At 42.4% G+C, this 13,168-nt stretch carries 7 protein-coding genes; 3 read left to right on the forward strand and 4 right to left on the reverse strand.

Going from position 1 to position 13,168, the window contains the following annotated elements:
- Positions 1–74: 74 nt before the first annotated feature.
- Together F2B13_RS12385 and F2B13_RS12390 are read right to left on the reverse strand one after the other, a co-directional pair.
- Positions 75–3,872 carry a transglutaminase domain-containing protein gene (locus F2B13_RS12385; RefSeq protein WP_149304338.1) on the reverse strand — a complete coding sequence of 1,266 codons (3,798 nt, stop codon included), beginning with the start codon at positions 3,870–3,872 and terminating at the stop codon, positions 75–77.
- 117 nt (positions 3,873–3,989) lie between these two features.
- A complete protein-coding gene (locus F2B13_RS12390) occupies positions 3,990–5,798 on the reverse strand; it encodes a sodium:solute symporter family protein (RefSeq protein ID WP_149304339.1) in 1,809 nt (602 codons plus the stop codon).
- 80 nt (positions 5,799–5,878) lie between these two features.
- On the opposite strand from F2B13_RS12390, the gene F2B13_RS12395 reads away from it, so the two are divergent.
- The 3 genes from F2B13_RS12395 to F2B13_RS12405 all read left to right on the forward strand — a co-directional run bounded on the left by F2B13_RS12395 (position 5,879) and on the right by F2B13_RS12405 (position 10,983).
- Positions 5,879–6,634 carry a sulfite exporter TauE/SafE family protein gene (locus tag F2B13_RS12395; RefSeq protein WP_232622880.1) on the forward strand — a complete coding sequence of 252 codons (756 nt, stop codon included), beginning with the start codon at positions 5,879–5,881 and terminating at the stop codon, positions 6,632–6,634.
- Positions 6,635–6,693: 59 nt separating this feature from the next.
- Positions 6,694–8,091 (forward strand): AGE family epimerase/isomerase, encoded by a 1,398-nt coding sequence (locus F2B13_RS12400; protein ID WP_149304340.1) that lies wholly within the window; start codon positions 6,694–6,696, stop codon positions 8,089–8,091.
- Positions 8,092–8,418: 327 nt separating this feature from the next.
- A complete protein-coding gene (locus tag F2B13_RS12405; RefSeq protein ID WP_149304341.1) occupies positions 8,419–10,983 on the forward strand; it encodes a zinc-dependent metalloprotease in 2,565 nt (854 codons plus the stop codon).
- Between the two features lie 53 nt (positions 10,984–11,036).
- Here the strand turns inward: F2B13_RS12405 and F2B13_RS12410 are convergent, their stop codons facing one another.
- Entirely contained in the window at positions 11,037–12,098 is a 1,062-nt protein-coding gene (locus F2B13_RS12410) for a mandelate racemase/muconate lactonizing enzyme family protein (protein WP_149273522.1), read from the reverse strand.
- A complete protein-coding gene (locus tag F2B13_RS12415) occupies positions 12,095–13,168 on the reverse strand; it encodes a DUF1611 domain-containing protein (RefSeq protein ID WP_149304342.1) in 1,074 nt (357 codons plus the stop codon). The genes F2B13_RS12410 and F2B13_RS12415 overlap by 4 nt, the downstream gene beginning before the upstream one ends.

Below are 13,168 nucleotides of genomic sequence, written 5' to 3' on the forward strand. Positions count from 1 at the left end.
CTAGGCAATCTCCACCATAGCGCCAGAGCTCATCTACGAGCCAAATATACGCTTTAACCATATAAGAATGCAACCTACTTCCTGCCGGATAGTACTTCATCGGAACCCTCCACCCTTTTGAACCCGATAAGTTGCTGCTTTGCATCAAGTACAGATTTCACATACTGTTTAAACGCCCTGTATTCCTCTGGCGCAATTCGTTCCTTTGAAGTATGTGCTTCAATTTTGACATGTAACTCGTTGGCTTCGGAGAGTACATATTCAATATGGAATCGATGTTCCTTAAAACTATAATCGGCGCTTTCAGGAACCTCCACAAAATGTTGATTATTTCTAAGTTTAATCACATAACTAGACCTATAGATATCCGTATTTTCATATAGAAGGTAGTCGATTGGATAGGTACGGTCATCGTCAGCTATAATCGCATTATTGTATGCATTGTTCACGGCGGGAATTCGTAAAACGTTCATATTTCCAATCTTATCGATATGCTCGTTTATCGTGAGGTCGGAAATATACTTGATAACAGGAGATCGAAGATCGTATTCAATGCCATGAATACTATCTAAGGTGAAATCTTCGGTAATTCTGCCTTGGAAATCCTCTGTGAGTTTCTTTTTAATGACCTCATAATTTCTTTCCTTTAAAATACTCGCATAATGCGTATTAATACTCCCTCTTAGAATCGATTCGATCTGTAATCGATGTTGATTTTCACCCAAGATATAGCTCATATGGCTTTCCAATACCGTTGGTGTACGCTCGATATCGGACAATTTGTAAACGCCCTTTTTAACATCGCCGACCCACTGATTGGGTATATCCAGGGCTGTAGCGCTCTCAAGCGAAGTAGGTAAAGCTCTGTAGGGCATATTATTATCCGTTAGTTCAAGATATTGGGCTCTTCCGTTTATGAACACTTTGGCGATGCAGTGATTGAAATCTTGATTTGGCAGCACCATAGACCGCTCACCATAATCGGATGTAAGCACCAAAACCAAATGAGATTTAAGCCCTGCCATGTGGGTCAAGGTTACATACAAGGTCGAAAAATCCTTACAATCACCTAGCCTTGATTTAATCGTTGTCGAAGGTTTCTGAGGAACGTAACCGCTTTGACGAAAACCGACGTGGCTGTAGCTGAAGTTCTCCATGATATAGTAATAAATACGGGAAGCCTTCTCCTCTTCGGAATACCCGGAAGCACCGTTCGGAAATATCGCCTTATAGGCTTCATTAACATCGGAATTGACGAGCATTTGTGGGCGAACCAGATCGGAATACCATTTGGCAATGTCGTCCCATGACTCAATAGTGCTAATATGCACGTATTTCGCCACATCGCTCAAGCTGGGCATATAGTTTTCCTGTGGAGACATTCCTTGGTTACCTACCGTCTCCCATTTGTGAAGTACATAATCTCCCTTTTCGGTTTCTTTATGATCAATCGTTCCGTTCAAAACCGCAAAATGAAATGGGGTTTCTTTGGGTACTAGCACCTGTAGCCTATTCTTGGCAGTAGGATGATAAGAGTCAAATTGAAAATAATCAACATGGTCTTTGTAAAACCTTCCACTGTTGGTAAAGTTGGTCTCATAGTCAATATGAATGACATCTCCTATTTCAAGGCCATTGAAAACCACATTCGACCCACTTCTCGAAGCTGGCACTATTTTCTTATCGGGTTTAACGATTTCTGATTTAGAAATATGATAATTACCATTTAATCCCAAGTTGACCTCTTTTAATGATTCGATTCCACCATCCGATGTAATTTCTACAACATATCGCGTACGCGTCTTACCCCCTCCCTCGGGATACAATTGTAGAAGATTTTCTTCCAGCAAATAATTATAGCCATAGTGGTTCGGGATGTCCTTTCCCCGGTTCGAAACGATGAAACTGTACATGTCGGGAGTGGCCATTGCTTCAAAATAGTCGCTCTCGTTCGAAAGGTCATCGATTTTTTTGCGTAACACTACGTTCGAACCGTTGTGTTTCAGTGATTTACGAAACCATTTCAAGGCTTCTTTTTTTTCTTTTAATTGCTCCAGAGCAGTCCCTCTATATTCCATACCTACTGCAGAATACGGGTAATTCTCCAAAAATCTCTCGAGGTAGGGTAATGATTCTTGGTATTTTTTATAGTGATGCAAGTAGCTTATATAATCTGATAAAAGAATATTATCGTAAGGTATCTGGGCATAGGAGTCTTCGAATAAAGCGAGAACCTTGTCTTTCTTACCTTGCTTGTCATAAAAATTAGCCAATGACTTAAGGGCTCCATAATCGAAATAGCGGGTATTGATGTCTTCCAGTACCGCAATGGCCTTTTCATCTTCGTTAAGGTAAGTAGAGAACAGATTCAAATATATTTTCAGTATGTTCAACTGATCTCCATGTTCGCTAATAATTCTATGTAAGTCGCGATTTACGGCAGTTTTATCTTCCTTTCTCAAATGCAGCAACAATTGTGCGGAGGTCTTCATAATATCCATATCGGTCGATTCCGAAAACTCATGCACGAATTTCTCGAACTCAGACACCGGCAGTTTAAAAAGCTTTTGTGTATCTTGAAGACGATAGACATAAGAAAGAAAATAACGTTTGTCATCTTGTTCAATATTCTTTTGAAGTTCTTGGGCTGAAGTAAAATCTTTTTCTTTGGTGTAACATTCAATAAGATACTTTCTCAAAAATGAACTGTTGGGGTACTTCTTCAGAAAAGGTTGTAATAGTGCCTTTGCCTGAGTGTATTTTGAGTTTCTCAGATATGTATTCAAAAGACAGAACGTATTGAAAAAATTATTGGGCTCTTCGTCGATTTTTCTGAGAAAAAAGGATTCTACAGGATGGGTCAAAATTTTAGGTGACAGTTCGGCCAAGGAACTATTTCGGTATTCGGAATAGCGCTCGGTATACTGCAAATCCGCTAAGGGAAGACCTGCCCTATCGGTCAATCGCACGATAAAATAGGCCAGCCCGGTTTTATCGGCACTTTTAACCAACAGGCGATTGTTTCCCTGAGGAAGATTAATCTCAACACTATAGGCATCTAAATCGGTAATACCATCGTTGTTGTTTTCAAAAACCAAAATGTCGTTGACCCAAACTTTAAGCAGGGATGAACTTCCTAGACGCAGTACGGCCTTCCTTTTGACCTTGTTATGTACGAAGGTTTGTGCATAGTTGACGCTTCCCCCATATTCTGAATGGTTTGAATAATATTGATAGGCCTCTTTATTTCTACCCTTAGGAGTATACCAGTTGATAAAACCGTTGCTGTTGGCATTGAAATCGGATTTCGAAATGGGATTTTTCTCCGGTCCGTATTCGGTGGCCAGACCACTACCGTTAAGATTTTCGAAACTTCCACAGTACTGCCATGCCTTAATCGATGGCACTTCAGCATTTAACTCAAAATAACGGTTCCAATCTCCATGATGCTGGGCAACGACCGACTTTAAATAGCGCAAAGATTCCTTAACAGTGGTGTTTTTGATCCGGTCTAAGTCAATGTCTTCAATATTCTTTGAGCTTTTGCCATTAAAACCACTTGTGAGGTAGGTGTTAAAAAAGAAACTTTGGTTCCATAGGGCATAGAGATAATATTCGAAATCAGGATAGCTGCTGATCGTATTGATAAATCCTTCGGGGTTGGAGAACACTCCGTTTTCAACCTTTAGGACTTCATGTGTCAACAGGTCGGATAGACTATTCTTTTTTTGAACCTCAAACTCACTAATAGCATCTTCCCTCTGATTATTGAATAGTTGTTGCCAATAAGAGGCCACAGCTTGGTTTTCCTGAGCAGATATTGTAGAAAAATTACAGAATACAAAAATTAGGAAAACAGCAGCACATCTCATGAAGCAGGAACGTTTTTGGTTACGATTTGGTTACATCATAACGTCATAAACCTGATCATGGTATTTTTAGTCTTAATTTTATGTAGACGGCAACAACCGTTTTGGCAGACAACTATGTTAGAGAAGGTTGCCTTTCATTCTATTCCAAGCTTTTATGAGCAAAAATGCAGATACGGCCGCTATAATGGTTAAAATTAAGGCTTGCGTCGTTCTACCATAAATCCAATAGCCTGTAGAGAACATGATGGAATAAATAAGCACACAACCCAGTAACATGGCCGTGATTCCTTGGGGAACGCTCCATTTTTCATTATTTGCGATCTGAACGCCATCGGCATTTGCCTCATTGACCACTTTGGCCCATCCTGGACCACCGGGCTGTATCTTCTTGTAAAAAGAACGAAGCGTTTCTTTCGACTCTGGCTGTGTCAGGTAGGTTGCGGCCAGCCAAATTACAGTGGTGATCAATACCACGAACAAATATTCACTCCAATCGGGAAAAACGCCTGTGCCCTCTGCAAAGAGGAAGGGTCCCAAAGATGTCGTCTTGAGTACAATGGAAATAACACCGGAGGCAAACATGGCGGCAATCTCGCTCCATGCATTGATTCGCCACCAAAACCAGCGTAAAATAAATATTAGTCCCGTTCCTGCCCCGAATGTGAGCAGAATCTCGAATATTTGGAGTGCATTCTCCAAAGCCAATGCTAAAATCGCACTTAAAACCATTAAAAGAATCGTCGAAATCCGTCCCACTGCAACCATTTGCTTTTCAGTAGCCTTCGGATTAATCTGTTGCTTGTAGAAATCGAATACGATATAGGAAGACCCCCAGTTCAATTGGGTAGAAATCGTACTCATATAAGCCGCAATCAAAGATGCCAATACGACACCTAAGAGACCACTGGGCAATTTCGTCAACATGGCAGAATAAGCCAAATCTTGACCTAATTTACTCTCTGCTATATTCGGGAAAGCTTCTTGAATGCTTGCCACATCGGGGAATACCACAAGAGAAGCCAAAGCTACCAAGATCCATGGCCAAGGACGCAGGGCATAATGCATGATATTAAAAAAGAAGGTCGCCCCGATGGCATGATTCTCGTTCTTAGAGGCCAACATACGCTGGGCAATGTATCCGCCCCCGCCTGGTTCGGCACCAGGATACCACGAACTCCACCACTGTACGGCCAACGGGATAATAAAAAGCATGATAAGGGCATTTTTACTGCTGAAATCAGGAAGAATATCCAACTTGGTTTTAACGATATCATGGGCCATTAAAGCATCGATACCACCAACCTCTGGAATATTTACTAAATAATAGGCCGCACCAATGGCCCCCGACATAGCGACGAAAAACAATAAGAAATCGGTATAAACCACCCCTTTAAAACCTCCCAAGGCACTAAAAGTAACGGTTATAAGGCCTGCGCCAACCACAGTTTCCCAAGGCTCCAAATCCAACATGATGCCCCCAATTTTAATCGCGGCCAAAGTTACGGAAGCCATGGTGATAATATTGAACAAAGCTCCTAGGTAAACCGCCCTGAACTTTCTTAAAAAGCTCGCTGGTTTACCTCCGTAGCGCATCTCATAGAATTCAAGATCCGTATTGACATTAGAACGGCGCCAAAGTTTGGCATACACAAAAACCGTCAATAAGCCCGTAATCAAAAATGCCCACCACACCCAGTTACCAGAAACCCCGTTGGTCCGTACTATATCGGTTACAAGGTTTGGGGTGTCGGTAGAGAAAGTTGTAGCTACCATTGAAAGACCCAACAACCACCAAGGCATTGTTCGGCCCGAAAGGAAAAATTCGGAAGAATCCTTACCGGATTTTTTGGACACATAAATCCCAATACCCAGGACTATCGAAAAAAATACAATGATGAAGCCATAGTCAAGGGTAGAAAGTTCCATAAGAAAGTATTGGTTTGCGGTTATTGGGTAAAGATATTATTTTTTAGGATACTTTTACATTCTCTCAACACACAACTCTCTTGCATTTGGCAACGACTTTTGACATTTCCATGACCGCTTGGGCCTTGGCCTTTACCGCCGCTTTGGTCATTGGCCTCTCCAAGGCCGGTATTAAAGGCATAGCAATCGTTAACGTTACCTTGATGGCCCTTGCATTTGACGCCAAGGCTTCTACCGGTATTGTAGTTCCTTTATTAGTGGTAGGTGATATTTTTGCTGTAATCTATTACAACAGGCACGCCAACTGGTGGTATATCGCACGTTTTCTGCCATGGATAATAGTGGGTATCTTGATTGGGGTCTTTATTGGAAATGACCTTAATGAATTTATCTTTAAAATAGCCATGGCCATCATTATCTTGGTAAGCGTGGTCATGATGTACTGGTGGGATCGGAGAAAATCAAAAAATGTACCTACCCATTGGGCCTTTGCAGGACTGGTAGGTACTATTGCGGGCATTACCACAATGATCGGCAACCTAGGAGGTGCCTTTAGCAACATCTATTTTTTAGCCATGCGCGTGCCTAAAAACGAGTTCATTGGCACTGCGGCTTGGCTCTTTCTGATCATCAACCTTCTAAAAATGCCTTTTCACATCTTTGTATGGGAAACCGTTACCATAGAGACTCTGCTTTTTGATTTGAAACTTATACCGGGTATCATTATCGGTATATTCGTAGGTTTTCGGTTGGTAAAACTGATCCGGGAAGATTTCTATCGTAAAATGATATTGGTTTTGACGGCTTTGGGTGCCGTTATGATCCTGATTAAATAAGAAAGCCGTCCACTTCAAAAATAATACGTAGTTTTATAAAAACGGATAGGTCCTTGCTCATGAGGCTTTCATTTCACTTCGTTTCCCTTTTTAGATTCGGAATTTACATTTTTTTGGCAAGCCTTTGTAGCTGTAACGAAAAAGAGGTCCCAAGAACTGAAAAAACCGACCCATTACTTCATCCCATTGAAGCCTCCCTACAAGATCTCGTTGACATTTGGTATCCTAAAGCCATCGATACCGTTCACGGGGGGTTTTGGTCCGATTTCAGTTACAAATGGGAAAAAGAGGGCAAGCAGCAAAAAATGTTGGTCAGCCAGGCAAGACATATTTGGACGGCCGCGACCCTTGCTTCATTTTACAAGAGCGAAAAATATGAGAAAATAGCATCACACGGGGTTCAATTTCTTAGAAACCACATGTGGGACGAGGATAATGGAGGGTTTTTTACTTTACTTGGTATCGAAGGTGACTCGTTGCGCATACTTTCTAAAGGCAAAAGTGCCTATGGCAATTCCTTCGCCATTTATGGGCTAGCCACCTATTACAAGGTTTCGAAGGATTCAGCGGCATTACATTTGGCTAAAAAAACCTTTGATTGGCTAGAGGAGCATGCCCATGATTCGGTGTATGGCGGCTACTTCGACGTGCTTCAACAAGATGGATCTTGGATGCTCGACGTAACCGATAATAGTAAAAACTATGAGAACTTTATTCGCAAAAACTGGAAAGACCAAAATTCTTCCATTCACCTTTTGGAAAGCCTTACCGCACTCTATGACGTATGGCCTTCAGATTTGGTGAAAACACGTTTAGAAGAACTATTGGTGCTAATCCGAGACACAATTACCACGGATAAAGGCTATTTGACCTTGCATTTGGAAAGAGATTGGACCCCAGTCTCGCTTAGGGATTCTTCCGAGACATACAGGTCTTCACATTTTTATCTAGACCATGTATCGTTCGGCCATGATGTTGAAACCGCCTTTCTCTTATTAGAGGCATCACATGTGTTGGGGGTGCCTAACGATTCAATCACCTTAAGAAAAGCTAAAAAAATGATAGACCATTCCCTTGAATGGGGTTGGGATCATCAGGTTGGAGGTTTTTATGATGGCGGGTATTATTGGAGTGCTAATGAAAGGAACATAGTAAACAAGAGTAAGGTATGGTGGACGGAGGCAGAGGCGTTGAATTCCCTTTTGCTTATGGCACAGCTTTATCCAGAAGAAATGAGATATGATAGCCTCTTCAGAAAGCAATGGGAGTATCTTGACACCTACATGATAGACCACACTTATAAAGGCTGGTACCACGAAGGGCTAGACACCGACCCCTCAGCAAAAAAAGATGCCAAGGCCCATATTTGGAAGGTAAATTACCACAATATTCGTTCACTTATCAATGTAATACGCATGTTGAGAAGTGATTTTCCTTTGACCAATGACCATCTATGAGGGTCTGGCCGCTATCATTAATTAGGTATATATTGACTTCCATCGATCAGAATTGTATCTTGCTGAGTAGGTCTTGACCGAAAAGAGGGTTTTGTACGTATATCATAATAGCAATTGTTAAAAACATTCTTTAGTATTGAAAATATTCTGTTAAAAGCAACCTAGGCCTTGCCTACATTATACTAAACCGTAATTTAAAGCGTTCGCTACGTATATAAGTGGTGGGGGCATTCATCCAGAAAACCGATTCTTTGATTACCATTGCCATGTCTACTTGTGTGCAGAGGAGATGGGGTGAAATATTGAGTTAAAAGAAGTAAAAAATAGATGACGCGTTATTTCATAATTTTAGGATTGTTGCTAATAACTGGCTCTTGTGGCACCATAGGTCTTGCCGGTAAGTCGGCTAAAAAGGGAAAAGCTGAAAGTCATGAGATCAATAGTTCTAAAACCTATGATCGAATTATCACCGACGAAGCCCTAACGAAAAGAGGACTCTTCGATATCCATAAGGTCGGGGAAAAATATTATTTTGAAATACCTGATAGCTTATTGAACCGTGAAATGTTGGTCGTGACCCGTTTCATAAAGACGCCTTCGGGGGCCATAAATTACGGAGGCGAGAAAATATCGGAAAATACCGTCATTTTTGAAAAAGGGCCGTCAAACAATCTTTTTTTACGTATTTCTACCCTGGTCAGTGCGGCCAATGAAGATGACGCCATTTCGAAGGCGGTCAACAATTCTAATATTACGCCTATCCTAGAGGCTTTTGATATCAGGGCGGTGAACGATAAAAAAAATTCTTATTTGATCGAAGTTACCAATTTCATCAATGGAGAAAATCCCTTATTAGCACTCGGGCCTGAGCAAAAGGATGACTATAAGTTGCTTTCTTTGGAAAAGGATAAGTCATATATTAAGGAAATCAATTCGTTTCCGATCAACACCGAAATCAAAACGGTAAAGACGTACAAGGCCAAATCAGGTAGCGATAAGCGCAAAGAGCTGCCGGCAGCCATACTTGCCGGGGTGGTTACTTTAGAAATAAACAATTCCTTCATCCTCTTGCCGAAAGTTCCGATGCGTAAGAGGCTCTACGACAAACGTGTCGGTTTTTTTGCCAGTTCGTATCTTGAATACGGCGACGACCAACAAAAAGTTGATAGAAACACCTATATACACAGATGGCGTTTAGAGCCAAGGCCCGAAGACTACGAGAAATGGAAAAACGGTGAATTGGTCGAACCAGAGAAACCCATAGTCTATTATATCGATCCGGCAACTCCGAAGAAATGGAGGCCTTATTTGATACAAGGCATTAACGACTGGCAAATCGCATTCGAACAGGCGGGTTTCAAAAATGCCATTATCGGAAAGGAGTGGCCAGAAAATAATAAACTGATGAGTTTAGAAGACTCGAGGTTTTCAGTGCTTCGCTATTTTGCTTCGCCATTTAAGAATGCCTATGGTCCGAACATTGTGGATCCCCGGAGTGGTGAAATACTCGAAAGCCATATCGGTTGGTACCACAATTTAATGAGTCTTTTACACAATTGGTATTTGGTACAGGCAGGGGCCGTCGATGAACGAGCCCGAAAGATGGTATATGACACCGAACTCATGGGTAACCTCATCCGTTTCGTGGCCTCGCATGAAGTAGGTCACACTTTGGGGCTTCGCCACAATATGGGAGCCAGTTCAGCAACACCGGTAGAGAAACTACGCGACGCCGAATGGCTCAAAAAGAATGGACACACAAGCTCTATAATGGACTATGCCAGATTCAACTATGTAGCCCAACCTGAAGATAGTATTCCTACAAAGTATTTGATGCCCCGCATCGGAGACTATGATAAATGGGCCATACAATGGGGATATGCAAAATACCCTAAGGAAATGACCTTGGTCGAAGAGAAAGAGTTTCTAAGCGAAATGGTAGTCGATAGCATAGCCGCTAATTCAAGGCTTTGGTTTGGTGGTGAAGGACGCGATTTTGATCCGAGGTCACAGACCGAAGATTTGGGAGACGATGCCATGGAAGCCAGCATGTATGGTATCTTGAATCTACAACGCATAGCCCCCTTCCTGAAAAAATGGACGCGACATCGAAACAGCGATGATTATGACAACCTTGATGACGTGTATAAAGGTTTAGTGGGGCAGTATAGCGATTACATATTCCACGTGGCTAAAAATATAGGGGGCATCTATGTAACCCCAAAAACCATGGGCGAAGAAGGCGAGGTATACCGCCCCGTTGACAAACAGCGTCAAAAGCAGGCTTTGCTGTTCTTGAACAACTACATCTTTAAAGAACCCAAATGGCTTCTGCGAAACGAAATATTAAATGCGATACAGTCTCCCCAATCCAAGGAGTCGGTCACCAAGACCATGGAAAGTGTCATGCTGAACCTACTAGGTGGCAGCAGGTTGAGTCGAATGACTTTCATTGCCGAACGATATGAAGATGAGGACCCCTATATGCCGGAGGAATATATGGACGATCTCAGCCAATTGGTCTGGGGAGATATGAACGTTTTTTATCAAACCACGGCCTATCGCCGAAAGCTTCAAAAATCATATGTAGCTAACCTTATTACCCTTTACAAACCCGATGAAGCAGAAGGTTTGGTCGAAGGCATCTTGGCCAAGCTTTCAGAGGGGTTTACCTCGAATACGGACGTTCGATCGCTGGCCCTTGACAATTTGTTAACGTTGCAGGGAAAGATAAAAAGAACCCTCCCCGTAATGACAGATAGACTGACCATTGCACACTTGAATTACTTAAAGAGGGAAATCGAAGCCGTTGTTGGTGAAACCCAAGATGTCGACCCATTATTTATACCCTTCCGACGGGACGTCTCTATTCAAGAAGAAGGTGAAAAGTAAACCTTGAAATCCATGTAGGACAAAGGATAGCAACAGACTTTGCATACAAGAAATCAAAAATCAATCTTTCCCAGTCCAGGGGCTTCTGTCGGATACAATACCCCACCTTTTAGTTTAAAAAGGCCCTGAAACGGATCGTCGATGATATCTAAATGACCATCTAAATCGGCGTATTTTATATTGGGTCGAGAAAGCGCAAAATGAAGTCCGGCAGAAATGCCCAATGCGCATTCATCGTTACAGCCCACCATAGATTCGATTCCGGCCGACTTGGCTACTGAATTAATATGCATCCCCTCAAAGATGCCCCCAACTTTCATAAGTTTGATATTTACCATATCGACCCGCTCGTTTTGGGCCAGACGGAAAACATCTGTCAAAGTTTTTATACTTTCGTCGGCCATGACCGGAACATCCACTTGATCGGTTACCTCCCCGAGCCGCTCTTCCTTCTCCAATTTGGTGGGCTGTTCAAAAATCTCGATGCCTATTCGCCCAGTCGCTTTCACAAATGCCACAGAATCTGCGACCGAATACCCTTGATTGCCATCAAATCTTAAGGTTGCTTCCGGTAATACCTCATGCAACCGTTCCATTTTTTCAATATCTTCTCGCAAGTCATTGCCGCCCTTTATCTTTAAAATGGTAAATCCTTGATTCCAAAATTCTTTGGCTTGTCGCAAGGTATCTTCCACCGAAAGTATGCCTATCGTAATACTCGTAGGTATACTTTTACGATGGCCTCCTAAAAACTTATAGAGCGGTACATCGGCCTTTTTCGAAATAAGGTCATGCAAAACCATATCGACCATATTCAGTGCAGATGATTTTTTGCCCAGGGCCAATTTTAGTTCTTTAAGGATATGGGCATAGGTGAAAGGGTCTTTGCCCTTTAGATAGGGTATAATGATATCTTCAAGGGCGCGTGCGACGTCTTTCGGGTCCTCTCCCGTTACTATATTATCGGGCGCTGCACACCCATAACCTACATAGTGCGTGTCTGTCTCAACCTTAAGAATGAAATTGACCGTATCATCAATAGTTTCGTAGGCGATTGAGTAAGGGTTTGACAATTTCAAATCAAGACGTTCATAGGCGATGTGATGTATCTTCATTTGATTTTCTCCTTCAAAACCGCGACTAAATCATCGGCTCCATATTTTAGCACATCAAATGCAGGTAATTTCGTCTCCAAGGTGATCTGCTTGCACGATTCAAGAATTTCCTCATCTTCCATGTTTTCATGATTGATGGTTATGGCGATCACCTGCTTCCCGGATATCACCTCTATGGCCGTAATCTGTTCTTTCAAGGAATGCAATCTATAACCAGGGAAACCATCATATTCGAGGCGTTTAGGGGCATGCTGCAGGATCACGTAATCAGGTCTTCCGGCTGCAAGAATCTCAAAACCCCCAGGATAGGCCGGGTTCATGAGACTGCCTTGCCCCTCGATAACGATAACGTCCGGATGCTCATTCTTATAGGCTCCTACCACGGCATGTTCAATTTCACCTGACACAAAATCATTGATACAACTATCCATGATCATACTATACTTGGCCCCCTGCATCCAAGCGGTCTGTCCTGTACCTATCATTTCCGCCGTAAATCCTTTATCCCTAAAGCCATGTACAAGCAACCACGCTGTAGTACGCTTACCTAGTGCAGAATCCGTTCCCAAGACCGCAAGCTTTAGACAATCGACCTTTTCAATTTCCCCTGTAAAAAAGTGAAGTTTATCGCGATCCGGTGTTTTCCGGATATCCCGAATACGGCAATTGTTTTCGCGTGCAACTTGCATTAGTTCGGAATCATTGGTCAAAAAATCATGAAGACCGCTATCTACGTTCAAGCCCATTTTCAATGCCTTTTTTATAGTGGCCTTTGCTATCTCGGGCAGACGCCCACCGTCCGGAGCCAGCCCAATTACTAACGATTGGGGCAGGTTACCCGATTTTTCAAGGCTTTCGCAGGCCCTTTCGAAATCGTCAAAAACAGGAATGCCGTTAGGTATTCCATCTAGAACCTTGCCCGCATCTTGCCCGGCATATTTTTTATCTAACACCCCGACGATGTCGTAACGTTCCGTAAAGCGTACCAAGCCATGGGCCGTTTTACCGTTGGGTGTATTAAAAGCACCCTCGCAGTAGACCAGTGCCTTTCCATCAATTGATTTTTTCAT

Source organism: Pareuzebyella sediminis, assembly GCF_008367235.1.
GTDB classification, from domain to species: domain Bacteria; phylum Bacteroidota; class Bacteroidia; order Flavobacteriales; family Flavobacteriaceae; genus Pareuzebyella; species Pareuzebyella sediminis.

Bases quoted from the DNA above. Each gene is read 5' to 3' on its own strand.
- F2B13_RS12390 (WP_149304339.1), bottom strand. From the start codon at position 5,798: ATGGAACTTTCTACCCTTGACTATGGCTTCATCATTGTATTTTTTTCG.
- F2B13_RS12400 (WP_149304340.1), top strand. From the start codon at position 6,694: ATGAGGCTTTCATTTCACTTCGTTTCCCTTTTTAGATTCGGAATTTAC.
- F2B13_RS12410 (WP_149273522.1), bottom strand. From the start codon at position 12,098: ATGAAGATACATCACATCGCCTATGAACGTCTTGATTTGAAATTGTCA.
- F2B13_RS12385 (WP_149304338.1), bottom strand. From the start codon at position 3,872: ATGAGATGTGCTGCTGTTTTCCTAATTTTTGTATTCTGTAATTTTTCT.
- F2B13_RS12405 (WP_149304341.1), top strand. From the start codon at position 8,419: ATGACGCGTTATTTCATAATTTTAGGATTGTTGCTAATAACTGGCTCT.
- F2B13_RS12415 (WP_149304342.1), bottom strand. From the start codon at position 13,168: ATGAAAAAATCAATTGATGGAAAGGCACTGGTCTACTGCGAGGGTGCT.